Here is a 17,995-nt window from a genome sequence, read left to right as displayed (position 1 = left end):
GGCCCGGGGTGCCGCCGCAGCGCCCACCGGCGCAGCGCCCCGCCGGGCCGCCGGTGCGGCCCGTCCCCGCCGAGCGCCCCCCGGTGCGCCCGGTCGCGGCGGAGGCCGCGGGCGGCCCGGACGCGCCCCTCGACCTCACCATGGTCCGGCCGCTGGGGCCGGACGCGCGGGACCGCACCGACCCGGAGGCCGTGCTGCCGCCGGGTACCAAGGTCGTCGCCGGGGCCCGACCCGAGGACGCCCCGCCCGCCGCCGACGGCGTGGACCCCGGCGCCGTCCCGGCCGGCCTCGACGACGTGCCCGCCCCGCGCGACGGGACCGCGGACGACGGCGGGGACGACGCCGCGGACGCGTCGATGCCCGCGCTGTCGCGGCGGGAGGTGCGGGCCCGTCGCTCGGCGCGCCGCCGCCCGCTGCGCGGCCCGATCGCCGTGGCCGCCGCGGTCGCGCTGCTCGGGGTGGCCGGGCTGGTCACCACCCTCGGCTCGCAGCCCAGCCCGGAGCCGCGCCCGGCCCCGCCGGTGGTGGCGCAGGCGCTCGTGCCGTCCCCGCCGCCGTCCCGGCCGGCACCCGCCCCCAGCGCGACCCCGGGCATCGTGCCCGACGCGGCCCTGCGCGCAGCGGCCGATCCGACGTCGCAGCAGGGCACCGCGTTCCTCAAGGCGCTGCGTGAGGCCGGCATCCCGACCAGCCGCAGCGGGACGGCCGAGACCGAGGCCGCCGTGGTCGTCTGCCAGCAGATCGAGCGCGGCACCGAGGACTCGGCGCTGCTGCGGGTGCTGCCCGCGGTGCTGACCTCGATCACCCCGCAGCAGGCCCCGTTCGTGGTCGACGCCGCTCGCGACCACTACTGCTGAGGGCCGGGGTCAGGGCGGGCAGAGGATGCCCGACGGCGGCACCGCGCCGACGACCAGCATCGAGTCGACGAACCCGGTGACGCACGGCGTCCGCGGGTAGGCCCCGGTGCCGGCGCCCTGCCAGCTCAGGAACCGCGCCGAGACCAGGCCCTCCGCGGTGCGCCGCGACCCCTCCAGCGCGCCCTGCGGGTCGGCCGCGGTACCCAGCACCAGGATCGGCGGCGCCCCCTCCGCGTGGCCGACCGGGTCGGGGGCCGGGGACGTCGGCCACGGCGCGCACGCCACCAACCGCATGGCCAGCGCCGTGCCGAACAGCGGGTAGGCGGTGCGCCAGCTGGCGGTGAGCTCGGCGATCTCGCCGGGCGACAGCCGGCGGCGGGTGTCGTTGCAGGTGGTGGCCAGCGTCCCGTCGAAGCGCCCGCGGGGGCCGGTGACCGGGGCGATGGCGGCCAGCAGCGGGGTGGGGTCGCCGTTGCTCGCCGCGGCCAGCGCGGCCGCCAGCGCCGGCCAGGCCGTCGGGTCGCCCAGCTGGTCGAGGAGCACGGTCAGCGCGGCGCCCGCGGTGAGCCGGTTGCCGTCGGCCGCGGCCAGCGGCTGCACGCGCAGCCGGTCGACCAGGGTGGTGACCGCGGCCCGCGGGTCGGTGCCCAGCGGGCAGGCCGCCGTGGCCCGGCAGGCCACGGCGAACGCCTCGAACGCGGCCTCGGCCGCCCCGGCCCGCGACTCGCTGAGGTCGGGCTCGTCGAGCTCGGGGTAGGGCGGCCCGTCGAGCACCAGCCTGCCGACCGAGGTCGGGGCCGAGCGGGCCCACTCGGCGAGCGCGGCGGCGCCGTCGCCCACCCCGATCGCCGACAGGGTCCGCACCCCGAGACCGAGGCGCAGCTGCTCGACGTCGGAGGCGGCCAGCGCGGTGCGGTAGCTGGCCAGGCCGCCGTCGAGGGCGAGGTTGCACTCCTGGACGACGTCGCGGGCGTCCTCCAGCAGGTCGGCCAGCGCCTCCTCGCTGGTGACCGTGGCGTCCACCAGCGCGGACCTGGCCGCGTCCGGGGCGCAGTCGAGCAGGTCGACGCCGGAGCCGCGGCGGTCGAGCCCGACGATCGCGAAGCCCTGCAGCACCGCGGGGGAGACCTGGGTGGCGAGGGTCAGCGCGTGCGCGGCCGACGGGTCGACGCCCGCGTCGCCCAGGGTGAGCAGCGGCGGCAGGTCGTCGGGGCGCGCGGAGGCCGGCGCCACCCGCTGCACGCCCAGCGAGATGCCGCCCAGCCCGGGGTGGTCCGGGTCGGCGGGCACGATGATCTCGCCGCACTCCACCTGCAGCGTCCGGTCGGGCGGCACGACGGGCCCGGTGAGCAGCGCGTCCTGGGTGCAGTCGACGAAGGGGACGCTGACCAGCCCGGCCTCGGGCTCGGGCAGCTCCTCCAGGACGGGGCCGGTGGCGGCGTCGGTCGGGGCGGCGGGCACGTTCTCGCCGCGCACGGCCACCGGCGGGCGCTCCGACGGGCCCACGGTGCAGCCGGCCCCGGTGAGCGCGAGGGCGAGCAGCGCGATCGCCACCGCGCGGCGCGGTGATCGACCCACGTGCCCTCCGTCCCTCGCGTGCTGCGTCCAGGGTCGCCCAGCCGCGGTGTGGCCGCGGTGAGGAGGGTCGCCCGGTCAGGCGACCCGCGGCGGGGGCGTGACGGCGTCCAGCTCCAGGCGCACCGCGACCGGCAGCGCGTCGAGCTCGAGCGACTCGCGGGCCTGGGCCAGTACCTCGCGCTCCAGGGCGGCCAGCACCGCGCGCACGTCGGCGTCGTCGGCGAGCCAGAGGGTGATGCGCAGCGCGGGCCGCTGCTCCGGGCCGACCAGCCGGGCCCTGGCCCGCCCGACCCCGGGCAGGGCGGCGGCCTGGTGGCCGATCGCGTCCGCCGCGGCCGTCGAGTCGATCACGATGCGGGTGTCGGGCAGCCCGGTCAGGTGCAGGTCCGGGCGGGGTTCGGGGCGCACCGAACGGGCCGCCCAGACGACGCCGAGCACGGCCAGCGCCAGCCCCGCGCCGATCGCGACGAGCCGGGCCGCCAGCGCCTGCGCGCGCAGCGCCTCGATGATCAGCGGGTCGAGCAGCGGGCGCGCGGAGCGCCCGGCGCCGAACACCCCGTAGGACAGCAGCGCCACGAGCGTGCCCGCGACCAGCAGCAACCCGCCGACCAGCACGGCCAGCGACCGGTCGCCCGCCGCGGAACGGGCCACGGCCGCGCGGGCCCGCTTGCGCAGCCCGCTCGTGGCCGACGCGGCGCTCATCGGGGGCCCTTGCGCTCGTGGACCGTCACCGAGACCACCGGTCGGCGGTGCAGCGGCAGCTGGTCGAGCAGCTCCTCGACCCGGGCGGTGATGCTCGCGCGCAGCTGCTGGTCGTCCGACCAGCCCTGGGCGGTCACCGACACCCGCCGGCCCGACGCGGTGACCGAGGCGCTCGTGACGTCCTCGGTGGCGCGCACCCGGCGTCCGACGAGCTGGGCGAGCACGCGCGGCGAGGTGGTCACCGTGATGGCCGGGTCGGGGCCGTCCAGGCCGAGGTGGGAGCGGCGGGCCAGCAACCCGACCAGCACCAGCAGCAGCCCGACCACCGCGACCACGATCGCCACCGCGGGCACCGGCTCGCTGCGCCAGGTGAGCCGGGCCAGCTCGGCCTGCCACGCCGGCCACGGGACGACCACCCCGTCGTCGACGGCCTCGGGCAGCGACGGCCGCAGCCAGGCCGCCACGACCTCGATGACCAGCAGCACCCCGGCCGCGGCCAGGGCCAGGGCGATCAGCGGGGCGAGCACGCGGAGCACGGCGCGCATCGGGGGAGTCCTTCCCGGGGAGGTGGTCGGGTCGCGGTCGGGGGTTCGGCGTCAGAGCGGGATGCGGGGGCTCGCGCCCGGCGTGGGGGACTCGCGCAGCCCGGCGACGGTCACCGTCATCGTGCGGACGTGGAAGCCGGCGATCCGGGTCAGCTCCTCGCCCACCTTCGCGCGCACCGCCTCGACCACCGCGCGGACCCGGGCCGGGTAGCGCAGGGTCAGCTCCAGGCGCACGTCGACGGCGAGCGGGTCGCCCGACCCGACGCTCACCCGGGCGCTGGCGCCTGCCTCGCCGACGTCGATGCCGGCCAGCCTGCGCTCGTGGCGCAGCGTGCCGGGGACCTGGTCGGCGGCGTACTCGACGATGCGCCGCAGCACGATCGGCTGGACGTCGAGGTGGCCGCGGTCGGCGGGGTCGACGAGGCCCGCCGCGGCGGGCGCGCTCACCGGTCGCGGCCGCGGCCCAGCACGGCGCCGAGGTCGAGGTGGCCGTCGAGCACGCGCCCGATCAGCAGCCCGATCACACCGGACACCAGCACGGTCAGGAAGACGGTGAAACCGCCGAAGGCCCCGGCGGCGCCCAGGGCGAGCCCCGCCAGCAGACCGGTCTGGGTTGCGTTCATCGCGTACTCCTCGGGTGTCGTGGGCCGGCGGTGGGCGGTGACGGCCGGGCGGGCACCGCGCTCACCGCACCCTCGGGTTGCGGCGTCGATGCCAGGTGCGGATCAGCGCGACCCCCACCCGGACCGGGAACGGCAGTACCGGAACGACCTCGACCGGTCGGTCGTGACGCTCCGCGACACCATCGGGTTCCCCGGCCGGGTGGGCGCCGCGGCCGAAGCGGGCCATCCCGGCGGCGAAGACCGCGGGGTCGCCGCCGCGGTCGGGGTGGTGCTCGCGGACGAACGCGCGGAACGCCGCGCGCTCCGCGGCGCCGGTGCCGTCGTCGGGTGCGGGGTCGGCGGTCACCGCACCATCCTGCCGGGATCGACCCCGACCGCGGCAGCACCTTCGGCGGCGGCACCCCCACCGTCGGTCGCGGCGCCCTCGACGGCGGGGTCCACCGCCAGGTCGCCGACCGTGATGTCGACGGCGGCCCCGCCGCACAGCCGCGAGACGGCGTCGCGCAGGTCGGCCACCACGTCGGGGATCGGGCGGTCGAGGCCCAGCACCACGCCGACCTCGACGGGCTCGTCGCCCTCGCCGATGCGCACCCCGATGAGGCGCCCGCCCGGGCGGAACGTGGCGATGTCGTTGTAGCGGCCGCCGTGCGGCCCGGCGACCCCGGGGAAGGCCAGCACCGTCGCCGACACCCGCTCGGCCAGCGCCTCCCGCTCCTGCACGGCGTCCGGCAGCGGTCCGCTCGCGCTCACCGGGCGCTCACTCGACCCGCGGGGTCACCGGGGCGGGGATGGCCTCGGCGGCCTCGATCTCGGGCAGGTGGATGTCGTTGACCGCGATGTTGACCTCGATGACCTCCAGGCCGGTCATCCGCTCCACGGCGGTGATCACGTTGCGGCGCACCGCCCTGGCCAGCTCGACGATCGACGCCCCGTACTCCACGACGATGTCCAGGTCGATCGCGGCCTGCTTCTCGCCCACCTCGACCTGCACCCCGGCGATGTTCGTCGTGCCCGCGCCGCCGCCGGGGATCCGCTCGCGCAGCGCGCCGAACGCCCGCGAGACGCCGCCGCCCAACGAGTGCACGCCGGAGATCTCGCGCGCGGCGATGCCGGCGATCTTCTGCACCACCGAGGCCGCGATCGTGGTCTTGCCCTGGGCCGTCTCGTCGGCGAGCCGGGCGGGGGAGGACACCGTGGTGGTCGGCGTGATCGTGGTGGAGGTGGTGGTCGTCCTGGTGGACGCGCCACCGGCTCTGGGGATGCTCTCGGTCACGGTTGTGCGCCTCTCTGCTCGACGGCCCCCATCTTCGTCCTCCCCACCGGTCCCGCGGCGGCCGGCGGGTCCGGTGGCTCACCCGATGGGAGCATCCCGGCGGTAGCGCAGGAAGAGGGTGTCGTCCTCGTGCGCCACCCCGACCAACGACAGCGGGCGCGCCGGGGTGCCCGCGGGACCCCGGGCGATCCGCCCGGCGTCGCCGCCGGCCAGCAGCGGCGAGAGGGTCAGGCACAGCTCGTCGACGGCGTCGGCGGCCAGCAGGTCGCCGAACAGGCCGGGGCCGCCCTCGCAGAGCACGCGGTGCAGCCCCCGCGCGCCGAGCTCGCCCAGCAGCGCGTCCGGGGTCAGCCGCTCGAGCACGACGACGTCGGCGCCCGCCTCGGCCAGCCGCGCGCGCCGCTCGGCGGGCGCCGAGTCGAGGGTGAGCACGATCGGGGCCACCTTGGTGTCGGTGAACAGCCGCGACCGCGGGTCGATGTCGGCGGAGCCGGTCACCACGGCGATCGGTGGGGGCAGCTCCCGCCCGACCGTGGGGCGCCGCGCGCCGCGGTAGTCCTCGGCGCGCACGGTGCCCGCGCCCACCAGGATCACCTCGGCGAGCTCGCGCAGCCGGCCGAACACCCGCCGGTCGGCCGGGCCGCCGAGCCCGCTGGAGTGCCCGTCGAGGGTCACCGCGCCGTCGGCGCTGGAGACGAAGTTGACCCGCACGTAGGGGGCGGCGAGCCCGTCGGGATACGCGTAGTGGGCGGCGAGTTCCGCGTCGTCGAGGTGGGCGGGGCCGGGCGCCAGGAGATGCACCCGACCATCCCAGCACGCGGGCCCGGGCGGGGTGTGCCGAGCGGCGCTTGCGGTTGGGGCGAAGGTCAGCCTCACCTATGCTGCGGCGATATCGTCGGACCACCCCGGACGGAGAGACATGGCGCGCGACCTCCCGCCGCGCAGGGTGCGGGCGCCGGGGCGGCCGGCATGGCGCTGATCGCGCTGAAGCCGCGACGACCCGCCCCCGGCGGTGGTCTGCGCCGGCGGCGCAGGCTCACCCTGCTCGGCCTGCTCCTCGCCGTGGTCGTCGGCTGCCTGCTGAGCGTGGCGGTGGGGGCCAAGGCCATCGCACCGGACGCCGTCTGGCACGCGCTGACCGCCGCGAGCGGCAGCGAGGACGACGTCATCGTGCTCGAGCTACGGCTGCCGCGCACCCTGTTCGGGCTGCTCGTCGGGGCGGCGCTGGGGATGGCCGGGGCCCTCATCCAGGGCCACACCCGCAACCCCCTGGCCGACCCCGGGCTGCTCGGCGTCAACGCGGGCGCCGGGTTCCTGGTGGTCGTCGCCATCTACCTGCTGGCGGTGACCGACCCGCTGGGCTACGTCTGGTTCGCGCTGCTGGGCGCACTGGCCGCGGGCGTGTTCGTGTTCGTGGCCGGGTCGGCGGGCCGGGGCGGGCCCACCCCGGTGACCCTGGCGCTGGCCGGGGCCGCGGTGACCGCCCTGCTCACCGCACTGACCTCGACGGTGATCCTGCTCGACGTCGACACCCTCGACGCCTACCGGTTCTGGGTGGTCGGCTCGCTGGCCGGGCGCGACCTGGAGATCGTCGCCCAGGTGTGGTGGCTGCTGGCCACCGGCGCGGCGCTCGCCCTGTCCACGGCGCCCGCGCTGAACGCGCTGTCGCTCGGCGAGGACGTTGCGCGCTCCCTGGGCTACTCGGTCGGGCGCACCCGGCTGCTCGGCATCGTGGCCATCACCCTGCTGGCCGGCACGGCCACCGCCATGTGCGGGCCCATCGCCTTCCTCGGGCTGGTCGTGCCGCACGTGGTGCGCAGCCTCACCGGCCCGGACTACCGCTGGCTGCTGCCCTGCTCCGCGGTGGCCGGCTCGGTCCTGCTCATCCTCGCCGACGTCGTCGGCCGGATCGTCGTGCGCCCCGGCGAGCTGCAGGTCGGCATCGTGCTGGCGCTGTTCGGCGGACCGTTCTTCATCGCGCTCGTCCGCCGTCGCGCACTGGCGGCCGTGTGATGGCCGCGGTCACGATGGTCCACGGGCCCGGCCGGGCCAAGGTGCCCGGCCGCAGGCCGCTGCGGGTCGGCCCGCTGTCCACCGTGGTGCGGCTGCGGGCCGCGGCGGTGGTGGCGGTCGGGCTGGGCGTGCTGCTGCTCGCGCTGGCGGTCAACCTGGGCCTTGGCGAGTACCCGATCCCGATCCCCGACGTGCTGGCCGTGCTGCTCGGGGGCGGGAACACCGGCCAGCGGTTCGTGATCTTCGACCTGCGGCTGCCCCGCTCGCTGACCGGAGCGCTGGTCGGCGGCGCGCTGGCGGTCTCCGGGGCGATCACCCAGTCGATCGCGCGCAACCCGCTGGCCAGCCCGGACATCATCGGGCTGACCGCGGGCGCCACCGTCGGCGCGGTGCTGGTGATCGTGTTCGCCGGGTCGTCGGGCGCCGTCGGCGGCGCGGCGGCCGCGGTCGGGGTGCCGCTGGCCGCGCTGCTGGGCGGGCTGCTCACCGCCATCCTGATCTACGCGCTGGCCTGGCGGCGCGGGCTGCAGGGCTTCCGGCTGGTGCTGGTCGGCGTCGGGGTCAACGCGATGCTGGTGGCCCTCATCCAGTGGATGCTCGTGGTCACCGGCGTCTACCAGGCCGCGCGCGCCTTCGTCTGGCTCAACGGCAGCCTCAACGGGCGCGGCTGGGAGCACGTGTGGCCGGTGGCGATCGCGCTGGCGCTGCTGGTGCCTGCCGCGCTCGGCCTCGCGCACGTGCTGGGCGCGCTGCAGTACGGCGACGACACCGCCCGCGGCCTCGGCATCCGCGTCGACCGCTCGCGCAGCGCGCTGCTGCTGGTGGCGGTCGGCCTGGCCTCGGTGGCCTCCGCCGCGGCCGGCCCCATCGCGTTCGTGGCGCTGGTCGCCCCGCAGATCGCGCAGCGGCTCACCGGCATCGCCCGACCGCCCATCACCGGCTCGCTCGTCGTCGGCGCGGCGCTGACCGTCGTCGCCGACATCGTCGCCCGCACGGCGCTGGGCGGCACCGAACTGCCCGTCGGCATCGTCACCGCCGTGGTCGGCGCCCCGTACCTGCTCTTCCTGCTCGTTCGACACCGCCGGAGGTCCCGCGGATGACCACCTGGACGACCACCACCTCCGCGAGCGGCAACGGGAGCACGGCCGAGCGCGCCGACGGCGCCGTGCGCCTGCGGGCCGAGGACGTCCGCCTCGCCTACGGCGAGCACGTCGTCGTCGACGGGCTCGACCTCGACGTCGTCGACGGCACGGTGACCGCGGTGATCGGCCCGAACGGCTGCGGCAAGTCGACGCTGCTGCGGGCGCTGGGCCGGCTGCTCAAGCCCACCGGCGGGCAGGTCCTCCTGGACGGCAAGCGGATCGACCGCACGCCGACCAAGGAGGTCGCCAAGATCCTCGGGATGCTGCCGCAGTCGCCGCTGGCCCCCGAGGGGCTCACCGTCGCCGACCTGGTCGCCCGCGGCCGGCACCCGCACCAGGCCTGGTACCGGCAGTGGTCCGGCGACGACGAGGATGCCGTGGCCACCGCGCTGGAGTGGACCGGCATCGCCGACCTCGCCGAGCGCCCGGTCGACGAGCTCTCCGGCGGGCAGCGCCAGCGCGCCTGGATCTCGATGGCCCTGGCCCAGGGCACCGACCTGCTGCTGCTCGACGAGCCCACCACCTTCCTCGACCTGGCCCACCAGGTGGAGGTGCTGGAACTGGTGCGCAGGCTGCACCGCGAGGCCGGGCGGACCGTCGTCATGGTCCTGCACGACCTCAACCTGGCCGCCCGCTACTGCGACCGGCTCGTCGCCATGCGGGCCGGTCGGATCGTCGCCGCGGGCGAGCCGTCCGAGGTGATGACCGAGGCGCTGCTCGCCGACGTCTTCGGGCTCGACGCGCGCGTGATCCCCGATCCGGTCACCGGTTCGCCGATGGTGGTGCCGATCGGGGTCCACTCGGCGTCGGGGCGACCCGCGCCGGGGTCACCCGTGGCACGATGACCGCTGGCCGAGCGCGTCCGCGCGCGGCGACGGGGAAGACGGGGCGGGGGCAGCTGTGGACAACCCGGTGTTCGACCACGAAGGTCCCTGGACCGAGGACGCCTACCTCGCCCTGCCCCGCACCGACCGGGTCGAGGTCGTCGAGGGGACGCTGCTGGTCGGAGCGGGTACGAGCCCCGAGCGGTCCACCGCGGTCGCCGCGGTGCGCGAGGCCATCGCCGCCGCCCTGCCCGAGGGCCTGCAGGTGCGCGGCCCGGTCGCGTTGCGGCTCGGGCCCGACTGCGTCCTGGTGCCCGACCTGATCGTGACCACCGCGGGCGACGAGGCGGAGGCCGAGCAGGAGCAGGCGGCCGCGGAGTCCGAACGCGACACCGGCGGCGACAAGCCGGTCGGCACCGTCGGCGGCGACGAGGTGCTCGACGCGAGCGCCGCGCTGATGGTCGTCGAGGTGATCGGGCGCGAGCACGGCGCCGTCGACCGGACGTTCAAGCCGCAGCTCTACGCCGGCGTCCGCATCCCGTACCTGCTGCTGGTCGACCACCACGGCCCGTTCGCGATCGCCGACATGATCATCAGCGGCCGCTACCACGAGTACGCCCGCGCCCAGGGCGACGAGCCGCTGCGGCTGGAGGAGCCGTTCCGGCTCGAGCTCGACCTCCGGACGATCACCGGGGCACCCGAGGAGACGCACGCCGCGGGCTGACCGGGTGGGCGTCACCCGGCCAGGTCGCGACCGATGATCTCCTTCATGATCTCGTTCGTGCCGCCGTAGATCGCCTGCACGCGGGAGTCCAGGAACGCCTTCGCGATCGGGTACTCCAGCATGTAGCCGTAGCCGCCGTGCAGCTGCACGCAGCGGTCGACCACGCGCTTGAGCACGTCGCTGGCCCACCACTTGGCCTTGGCCGCGTCCACGGCGCTGAGCCGCCCGGCCACCAGCTCGCCGACGCACCGGTCGACGTACACCCGGGTCACGTCGACCTCGGTGGACATCTCGGCCAGCTCGAAGCGGGTGTTCTGGAAGGAGCTGACCGGCTTGCCGAACGCGGTGCGCTCCCTGGTGTAGGCCAGCGTCAGCTCCAGGGCGCGCTCGGCGCCGGCGATGGAGGACACCGCGATGCTCATCCGCTCCCGGGGCAGGTTCTGCATCAGCGAGACGAGCCCGGTCCCCGGGTCGCCGAGCACGTTCGCCGCGGGCACCCGGACGTCGGTGAACGACAGCTCGGCGGTGTCCTGGGCCTTGAGCCCCACCTTCTCCAGGCGCCGCCCGCGCTCGAACCCGGCCATGCCCCGCTCGACGACCAGCAGGCTGAAGCCGCGGCTGCCCGCGTTGGGGTCGGTGCGCGCCACGACGATCACCAGATCGGCCGTGATGCCGTTGGTGATGAACGTCTTCGACCCGTTGAGCACCCACCCGTCGCCGTCGCGCCGGGCCGACGTCCGGATGCCCTGCAGGTCGCTGCCGGTGCCCGGCTCGGTCATCGCGATCGCGGTGACCAGCTCGCCGGAGCAGAAGCCGGGCAGCCAGCGCCGCCTCTGCTCGTCGGAGGCCAGGCGCAGCAGGTAGGGCGCGATGACGTCGTTGTGCAGCGGGAAGCCCACGCCGCTGGCCCCGGCCGCGGTCAGCTCCTCGGTGAGAACGACGTTGTAGCGGAAGTCGGGCTGGCCGCCCCCGCCGAACTCCTCGGGCACGTCGGTGCCCAGCAGCCCCGCGGCGCCCGCGGTCCGCCAGAGCTCCCGGTCGACCTGCCCCTCGCGCTCCCACCGGTCGTGGGACGGGGTGATCTCCTTGGCGATGAAGGTCCGGGCGAGCTCGCGGAAGGCGTCGTGCTCGGACTGGAACAGGTCCCGCTGCATGCCCGGAGTCTCACAGACCCCGCCCCGCAGAAACAGTCTCTCGTGACCGTCACAACCACCCCTCCCCGTCGAGAACGAGTCGTCGTCGTTTTGGACCCGTCCAAACGACACGGCTCCGTTCTCGACGGGGACGGGGTCAGGACAGGTGGGTGCGCAGGAAGTCCAGGGTGGCGGCCCAGGCCTTGTCGCCCTGCTCCTTGTCGTAGGTGCCCATCAGGTTCTCGTCGTTGTAGAACGCGTGCCCGGCCGGGTAGAAGCGGAAGTCGGGCTCCACACCGGACTCGCGCTTGATCCGGTCGGCCAGCTCGCGCGCGGCATCGGGGGTGGTGAACGAGTCCTGCTCGCCGAAGTGCCCGAGCACCGGGGCGCTCAGCCCGGACAGGTCGGGGTACTCCTCCTTGAGCACGCCGTAGAACGGCACCGCGGCACCGATCTTGTCGCCCTGCTGGGCGGCCAGCACCAGGACGAAGCCGCCACCCATGCAGAACCCGACCGCGCCCACCTTCGACGAGGTGACCGCGGCGTGCTGGAGCAGGAAGTCGGTCGCCCCGCCGAGGTCCTGGGCGGCCTTCCCGACGGGCAGCTCGCCCATCAGCTTGCCGGCCTCGTCGGAGTCGTGGGTGGTGCTGCCGCCGTAGAGGTCCGGGGCGAGCGCGACGAAGCCGGCCGCGGCCAGCCGGTCGGTGACGTCCTTGATGTGGGTCGTCAGGCCCCACCACTCCTGGATGACGACCACGCCCGGCCCGCTGCCGGACTCGGGCACCGCCAGGTAGCCGTGGGCGGTGCCGCCGTTGCTGGGGAAGGTGACGTTCTGGACGGGGTTCTCAGCCACGGTGAGACATCAGACCACCATCGCGTCCCGCACGCCCGTTGCGCCCCACGCCGTGTCGCCCCTCCCGCGGTCGGTGCATCCGTCCGTGGCACGCGACCGGGTGTGACGAACGGACCTCTGTTAAACATCTGTGCAGGACAGCGGTCCGCGGACTAGCGTCACGCTGCGTGGAGCAGGTGGGATCGGGGGAGCCCGCAGTACGGATGGTCCCGCGCGCGGTGCACGACGCCGCCGTGGCCGACATCGTCCGCCGGTACCGGGCGGTCCCGGACGGCAGGCGGGTCCGGCTGGCCAAGCCCACGTCCAACCTGTTCCGCTTCGGCGCGCCCCCGGCCGAGCTGCTCGACGCCTCGGCGCTCACCGGGGTGGTCGATGTGGACCCCGTGGCGCGGACCGCCCAGGTCCAGGGCATGGCCACCTACGAGACCATCGTGGACGCCACACTGGCCCACGGGCTGATGCCGCTGGTCGTCCCGCAGCTCAAGACGATCACCCTCGGCGGGGCGGTCACCGGGCTGGGCATCGAGTCGTCGTCGTTCCGCCACGGCCTGCCGCACGAGTCGGTGCTGGAGCTCGACGTCCTCACCGCCGACGGCGAGGTCGTCACCGCGACGCCCGACGGCGAGCACGCCGACCTCTACGCGGGGTTCCCGAACTCCTACGGCACCCTCGGTTACGCCCTGCGGCTCACGGTCGAGCTGCAGCCGGTGTCGCGGTTCGTGCGCCTGGAGCACCGCCGCGTGCCCACCGACGAGCTGGCGGCGACCATCGCCGAGACCTGCGACCCCGGGGGCGACCTCGACTTCGTCGACGGCACCGTGTTCGGCCGCGACGACCAGTACCTGACCCTGGGCACCTTCACCGACGACGCCGCGGGCCGGCGCCCCAGCGACTACACCGGACAGCAGGTCTTCTACCGGTCGGTCGGAGAGCGCTCCACCGACCTGCTGACCGCGCGCGACTACATCTGGCGCTGGGACACCGACTGGTTCTGGTGCTCGCGCGCGTTCGGCGTGCAGAACCCGTACGTGCGCAGGCTCTGGCCGCGGCGCTACCGGCGCTCCGACGTCTACCGCAGGCTCGTCGCCCTCGACCGGCGCACCCGGTTCACCTCCCGGCTGCGCAGGCTGGCGGGCAAGCCGCAGGAGGAGCTGGTCATCCAGGACGTGGAGATCCCGGTCGAGCGCTTGGCCGAGTTCCTCGACGTTTTCCACACCGAGATCGGGATATCCCCGGTCTGGCTCTGCCCGGTGCGCCTGCGCGGCGAGCGCACCTGGCCGCTCTACCCCATGACCCCCGGCGAGCTCTACGTCAACGTCGGGTTCTGGTCGGCGGTGCCGGAGGTGCCCGGTCGCCCCGACGCGCACAACCGCCGGATCGAGCGCCTCGTCGCCGATCTCGACGGTCACAAGTCCCTGTACTCGACGGTGCACTACGGCGCCGACGAGTTCTGGGAGCGCTACAACGGCCCGGTCTACCGCGCGTTGAAGGGTCGCTACGACCCGCGCGGCCGGCTGGGTGATCTCCACACGAAGGTCACCGGATAACAGGCAGGTGAGTCGGGATGCAGGTCGCTGACTTGATCTCCACGATGGTGGGGCCGGACATTCCCGTCCGCGTCATCGGCTACGACGGCAGCAAGGCGGGCCCGGACAGCTCCGAGGTCGCCTTACGGATCTCCTCCCCGCGCGCGTTGGCCAGGCTGGCCACCGCGCCCGGGACGCTCGGGCTGGCCAGGGCGTACGTGGAGGGCGAGATAGAGGTCGAGGGCGACCTCTACGCGTTGCTCGACGCGATCGCCGACCTGACCTTCCACGACATCACACGCGCCGACCAGGTGCGGCTGGCGGCCAAGCTGGCGCCGCTGTGGGTCCGCCACCGCCAGCCGCCGCCGCCGCTGGAGGCGCGCCCGCGCGGCAAGCTGCACTCCAAGCGGCGCGACCGCAAGGTCATCTCGCACCACTACGACGTCTCCAACCGGTTCTACGAGTGGGTCCTGGGCCCGTCGATGGCCTACACCTGCGCCGCCTACCCGAGCGCCGACGCCACGCTGGAGGAGGCGCAGGCGGCCAAGCACGAGCTCGTGGCGCAGAAGCTGGCGCTGGAGCCGGGCATGCGGCTGCTCGACGTCGGGTGCGGCTGGGGCGGCATGGTCATGCACGCCGCCGCCGAGCACGGCGTCAAGGCGCTGGGCGTGACGCTGTCGCGCAACCAGGCCGAGTGGGCGCAGGCCGAGATCCAGCGCCGCGGCCTCGGCGCGCTGGCCGAGGTGCGCCACCTCGACTACCGCGACGCCCCGCAGGAGCAGTTCGACGCCATCAGCTCGATCGGGCTCACCGAGCACATCGGCAAGTCCGAGCTGAGCGGCTACTTCCGCCGCCTGGTGGCCCGGCTGCGCCCGGAGGGCAGGCTGCTCAACCACTGCATCACCCAGCCGCACACGCCCCCGCGCCGCAGGCTCGACCCGTTCATCCGCCGCTACGTCTTCCCCGACGGCCAGCTGGAGCCGATCGGGCTGCTGATCAGCGAGATGAACGACGCCGGCTTCGAGGTTCGTCACGAGGAGAACCTGCGCGAGCACTACGCGTTGACCCTGGCCGCGTGGGGTGCCAACCTCGAGGACAACTGGGACGCCGCCGTCGCCGAGGTCGGCGTGGGCCGGGCCAGGGTGTGGCGGCTCTACATGGCCGCGTGCCGGCTCGGGTTCGAGCGCAACAACATCCAGCTGCACCAGGTCCTGGGTGTCAAGCTGGGCGCGCGCGGAGAATCGGGGTTTCCCCTGCGCGGGTGGTAGGTCGTGACGGCGTCGCCACGGCAGCGTTGAGTTCGCAGCGCGCGTGTCCGTGGCGTCCCGCATGATCTGATGGAGGAGGCCGCCCGTGCCCGATCGGCTGTCCGCGCTGGACGCCTCGTTCCTGTTCGCCGAGCACCGGACCGCGGCGATGCACGTCGGCGCGGTGATGACGTTCGCGCCGCCGCCGGATCGCCCGTTCGACCCGGACGCGTTCACCGCGCTCATCGGCGACCGGCTGTCGCTGGTGCCGGGCTACCGGCGCAAGCTGCGCGAGGTGCCGGCCGGGCTCGGGCTGCCCGTCTGGGTCGACGACCCGTCCTTCGACCTGGACTACCACGTGCGGCGCTCCGCACTGCCCGCACCGGGCACCCCCGACCAGCTCCGCGAGCTGGTCGGCAGGCTGCTGGCCCGCCGGCTCGACCGCTCCCGGCCGCTGTGGGAGGTCTACCTGGTCGAGGGCATGGCCGACGGCGGGTTCGCGGTCGTCACCAAGACCCACCACGCCATGGTCGACGGCCTGGCCTCGATGGACATCGGCGCCGCGCTGCTCGACCCGACCCCGCAGCCGCGCCGCACCGAACCCGACGACTGGTGCCCGGCGCCCGAGCCGTCCGGGCTGGAGCTGGCGGCGTCGGCGGCGGGGGAGGCGCTGCTGCGCCCGGGGCTGGTGCTCGACCGGGCCCAGCGGGCCGCCGTGGACGTCCGGGAGACGGTCGACCGGGTCTCGCGCGCCATGCAGGGGGTCGTGTCGGCCGGGCGCAGCGCGGTCTCCACCCGGCCCGTCCCCGCGCTCACCGCGGCCACCGGCGAGCAGCGCCGCTACGGGATGGCCCGCACCCCGCTCGTCGAGCACCGGGCCGTGCGCCGCGGGCACGGCGGCACCGTCAACGACGTCATGCTCGCCGTCGTGGCGGGCGGGCTGCGCAGCTGGCTCACCGGGCGCGGCGAGCCACCGCCGCCCGAGGCGGTCGTCCGGGCGCTGGTGCCGGTCAGCGTCCGGGCCAGGGCACGCGGCGAGCGCGCGTCAGCGGGCAACTCGATCTCGGCCTGCCTGGTCGACCTCCCGGTCGGCGAGCCCGACCCGGTGTCCCGGCTGGCCGCCGTGCGCAGGCAGATGCAGGAGCAGAAGCGCGGCGGGCACGCCGTGGGCGCATCGGCGCTGGTGGGGCTGGTGGGGCTGGCCCCGCCGCTCGTGCACAGCCTGGGGGCGCGGCTGGCCAGCCAGTACTCCAGCCGGTTCTACAACGTCCTGGTCACCAACGTGCCCGGCCCGCCGCGCCCGCTCTACGCGCTCGGCGCGCGGATGCGCGACATGTACCCGGTGGTGCCGCTGGCCGGGGGGCAGGCCGTCGCGATCGGGATCACCACCTACGACGGCGGCGTGCACTACGGCCTCACCGCCGACCGCGACGCCGCACCCGACGTCGACGACCTGGCCGCCGCACTGGCCGGGGCGCTGGAGGAGCTGGTCGCGGCCGGGTGACCCCGGGTCGGGCGTCCCGCCGTCCCGACCGGGCGAATGCCGCGATTCGTTGCGCCGCACGGCGTAGTGCGGTCGGGATCCTCTCGGCATGGACCTGGAGGTGCGGCCGCTGGCCGCCGCCGACCTCGATCGGGCCGACCAGGTCCTGCGCGACGCCTTCCGCACCTACCTCGGCGCCGACCTCATGGCCGACACCGACCTGCTGCGCAGCCGCTTCCACGCCCGCCACACCACGGTCCTGGCCGCCTACACCAGCGGGTGGCCGGTGGGCACGATCGTCGCCACGCAGTGGGGCGACGTCGGGCTGCTGGGACCGCTGTCGGTGAGCCCGCCGATGTGGGGGCGCGGGGTCGGCACCCGGCTCACCGAGGCAGGCGTCGCGCTCCTGGACAGCTGGGGCACCACCCACCAGGGCCTGTTCACCTTCGCCGACAGCACCCGCCACCACGGCCTCTACCAGCGGTTCGGGTTCTGGCCGCGGTTCCTGACCGCGGTCATGTCGGCCGCGGTGACCGGCAGCGAGCAGCGCATGGGCCGGCGGCTGACCACCGCCGACCCCGCGGCGCGGGAGCGGCTGGTCGAGGAGTGCCACGCCGTGACGACCGCGGTGCGCGCCGGGCTGGACGTGCGCGGCGAGATCGACAGCGTGCTGGAGCAGGGACTCGGGGACGTCGTTGTGGTGGGAGGCACTCGCCCCGACGGCTTCGCCGTCCTGCACCACGGGCCGGGGTCCGAGGCCGGCAGCGGCATCGCCTACGTCAAGTTCGCGGCCGCGCGGCCGGGCCCGGGGGCCGCCGCCACCTTCACCGCGCTGCTCGACGCGTGCCGGGGGTACGCGGCGCAGGTGGGTGCGCACCGGCTGACGCTCGGCGTCTCGACGGCGCGGCACCAGGCCTACCGGCGGTTGGTGGCGGCGGGGCTGCGGACCGACGTGGCCGCGGTGACGATGCACCGGCCGAACGACCCGGGCTACGACCGCGAGGACCTCTACGTCCTCGACGACTGGCGGTGAGGGGCTTGGAGGCGGTTCGGCCCCATCACTGGGGAGTTCGGGGGCATTCGCCGCGCTGGTGCGGCTGATGTCCCCAATCGGTGGCCGGACGGTGGGCGGCGCCGGGAGGTGTGCGCGGTGGCCCCCCGGAGGCCGCCGTCACGCATACCCGTCGTCGTCACGCACACCTGGTGGCTGCGACGCACATGCCACACCATGTGCGTGACTACGACCAGGTGTGCGCGGATCAAAGCGAGCTTGCCCGTCGCGCCGCCGCCCCGACCTGCTCCCCGTACCCCGCCCCGAACAGCACCGCGTGCCCCGCGGCCTCGGCGACGACGGCCCCGGCCGCCCGTCGCGCCACCGGGTCCGCTCCACGCCGCTCACCCCACCCTCGTGGGGGGGGGCACACGCCGGGGGGGGGTTGGGGGGGCACACACACCCACGGGGGGTGGGGGGG

20 protein-coding genes are annotated in these 17,995 nt (G+C 75.4%); 9 read left to right on the top strand and 11 right to left on the bottom strand.

The window, feature by feature from the left end:
• On the top strand, positions 1-857 hold an 857-nt coding region (locus tag KDL28_RS38730; protein WP_252446477.1), incomplete at its 5' end, for a DUF732 domain-containing protein.
• A 9-nt stretch (positions 858-866) separates the two neighbouring features.
• On the opposite strand, the gene KDL28_RS38725 is transcribed toward KDL28_RS38730, so the two are convergent.
• From KDL28_RS38725 to KDL28_RS38685, 9 genes are all read right to left on the bottom strand, one after another.
• Complete coding sequence (locus tag KDL28_RS38725) at positions 867-2,435, bottom strand: alpha/beta hydrolase (RefSeq protein ID WP_252446476.1); 1,569 nt, start codon at positions 2,433-2,435, stop codon at positions 867-869.
• Positions 2,436-2,510: 75 nt separating this feature from the next.
• Entirely contained in the window at positions 2,511-3,137 is a 627-nt protein-coding gene (locus KDL28_RS38720; RefSeq protein ID WP_252446475.1) for an alkaline shock response membrane anchor protein AmaP, read from the bottom strand.
• A complete protein-coding gene (locus KDL28_RS38715; protein ID WP_252446474.1) occupies positions 3,134-3,682 on the bottom strand; it encodes a DUF6286 domain-containing protein in 549 nt (182 codons plus the stop codon). The genes KDL28_RS38720 and KDL28_RS38715 overlap by 4 nt, the downstream gene beginning before the upstream one ends.
• Positions 3,683-3,733: 51 nt before the next feature.
• Positions 3,734-4,129, bottom strand: a complete 396-nt coding sequence (locus tag KDL28_RS38710) for an Asp23/Gls24 family envelope stress response protein (protein WP_252446473.1) — start codon at positions 4,127-4,129, stop codon at positions 3,734-3,736.
• On the bottom strand, positions 4,126-4,305 hold the full coding sequence (locus tag KDL28_RS38705; RefSeq protein WP_252446472.1) for a hypothetical protein: 180 nt from the start codon (positions 4,303-4,305) through the stop codon (positions 4,126-4,128). The genes KDL28_RS38710 and KDL28_RS38705 overlap by 4 nt, the downstream gene beginning before the upstream one ends.
• A gap of 61 nt (positions 4,306-4,366) precedes the next feature.
• Positions 4,367-4,651, bottom strand: a complete 285-nt coding sequence (locus KDL28_RS38700) for a hypothetical protein (protein WP_252446471.1) — start codon at positions 4,649-4,651, stop codon at positions 4,367-4,369.
• Positions 4,648-5,055 (bottom strand): hypothetical protein, encoded by a 408-nt coding sequence (locus KDL28_RS38695; RefSeq protein ID WP_252446470.1) that lies wholly within the window; start codon positions 5,053-5,055, stop codon positions 4,648-4,650. The genes KDL28_RS38700 and KDL28_RS38695 overlap by 4 nt, the downstream gene beginning before the upstream one ends.
• A 7-nt stretch (positions 5,056-5,062) precedes the next feature.
• Positions 5,063-5,578, bottom strand: coding sequence for an Asp23/Gls24 family envelope stress response protein (locus tag KDL28_RS38690; protein WP_372497178.1), 516 nt, complete (start codon positions 5,576-5,578; stop codon positions 5,063-5,065).
• A 78-nt stretch (positions 5,579-5,656) separates the two neighbouring features.
• Positions 5,657-6,379, bottom strand: a complete 723-nt coding sequence (locus KDL28_RS38685; protein WP_252446469.1) for a pyrimidine reductase family protein — start codon at positions 6,377-6,379, stop codon at positions 5,657-5,659.
• A gap of 168 nt (positions 6,380-6,547) precedes the next feature.
• Here KDL28_RS38685 and KDL28_RS38680 point away from each other — a divergent pair, with 168 nt between their 5' ends.
• The 4 genes from KDL28_RS38680 to KDL28_RS38665 all read left to right on the top strand — a co-directional run bounded on the left by KDL28_RS38680 (position 6,548) and on the right by KDL28_RS38665 (position 10,281).
• A complete protein-coding gene (locus tag KDL28_RS38680) occupies positions 6,548-7,591 on the top strand; it encodes a FecCD family ABC transporter permease (protein WP_252446468.1) in 1,044 nt (347 codons plus the stop codon).
• Positions 7,591-8,691: a FecCD family ABC transporter permease gene (locus KDL28_RS38675; protein ID WP_252446467.1), complete on the top strand. Its 1,101-nt coding sequence runs from the start codon at positions 7,591-7,593 to the stop codon at positions 8,689-8,691. Before KDL28_RS38680 ends, KDL28_RS38675 begins: the two co-directional genes overlap by 1 nt.
• Complete coding sequence (locus tag KDL28_RS38670) at positions 8,688-9,578, top strand: ABC transporter ATP-binding protein (protein ID WP_252446466.1); 891 nt, start codon at positions 8,688-8,690, stop codon at positions 9,576-9,578. Before KDL28_RS38675 ends, KDL28_RS38670 begins: the two co-directional genes overlap by 4 nt.
• 67 nt (positions 9,579-9,645) lie before the next feature.
• Positions 9,646-10,281 (top strand): Uma2 family endonuclease, encoded by a 636-nt coding sequence (locus KDL28_RS38665; RefSeq protein ID WP_252446465.1) that lies wholly within the window; start codon positions 9,646-9,648, stop codon positions 10,279-10,281.
• A gap of 11 nt (positions 10,282-10,292) precedes the next feature.
• On the opposite strand, the gene KDL28_RS38660 is transcribed toward KDL28_RS38665, so the two are convergent.
• Positions 10,293-11,435, bottom strand: a complete 1,143-nt coding sequence (locus KDL28_RS38660) for an acyl-CoA dehydrogenase family protein (protein WP_252446464.1) — start codon at positions 11,433-11,435, stop codon at positions 10,293-10,295.
• A 136-nt stretch (positions 11,436-11,571) separates the two neighbouring features.
• On the bottom strand, positions 11,572-12,267 hold the full coding sequence (locus tag KDL28_RS38655) for a dienelactone hydrolase family protein (protein ID WP_252446463.1): 696 nt from the start codon (positions 12,265-12,267) through the stop codon (positions 11,572-11,574).
• Between the two features lie 203 nt (positions 12,268-12,470).
• Here KDL28_RS38655 and KDL28_RS38650 point away from each other — a divergent pair, with 203 nt between their 5' ends.
• The 4 genes from KDL28_RS38650 to KDL28_RS38635 all read left to right on the top strand — a co-directional run bounded on the left by KDL28_RS38650 (position 12,471) and on the right by KDL28_RS38635 (position 17,556).
• Positions 12,471-13,814 carry an FAD-binding oxidoreductase gene (locus tag KDL28_RS38650; RefSeq protein WP_252446478.1) on the top strand — a complete coding sequence of 448 codons (1,344 nt, stop codon included), beginning with the start codon at positions 12,471-12,473 and terminating at the stop codon, positions 13,812-13,814.
• 17 nt (positions 13,815-13,831) lie between these two features.
• On the top strand, positions 13,832-15,061 hold the full coding sequence (locus KDL28_RS38645; RefSeq protein WP_252446462.1) for an SAM-dependent methyltransferase: 1,230 nt from the start codon (positions 13,832-13,834) through the stop codon (positions 15,059-15,061).
• A gap of 85 nt (positions 15,062-15,146) precedes the next feature.
• On the top strand, positions 15,147-16,544 hold the full coding sequence (locus tag KDL28_RS38640; protein WP_252446461.1) for a WS/DGAT/MGAT family O-acyltransferase: 1,398 nt from the start codon (positions 15,147-15,149) through the stop codon (positions 16,542-16,544).
• A gap of 88 nt (positions 16,545-16,632) precedes the next feature.
• On the top strand, positions 16,633-17,556 hold the full coding sequence (locus KDL28_RS38635) for a GNAT family N-acetyltransferase (RefSeq protein ID WP_252446460.1): 924 nt from the start codon (positions 16,633-16,635) through the stop codon (positions 17,554-17,556).
• Positions 17,557-17,995: the final 439 nt, after the last annotated feature.

This window comes from Pseudonocardia humida, from assembly GCF_023898865.1.
GTDB classification, from domain to species: domain Bacteria; phylum Actinomycetota; class Actinomycetes; order Mycobacteriales; family Pseudonocardiaceae; genus Pseudonocardia; species Pseudonocardia humida.
This window is presented reverse-complemented; position numbering and strand designations above follow the sequence as displayed.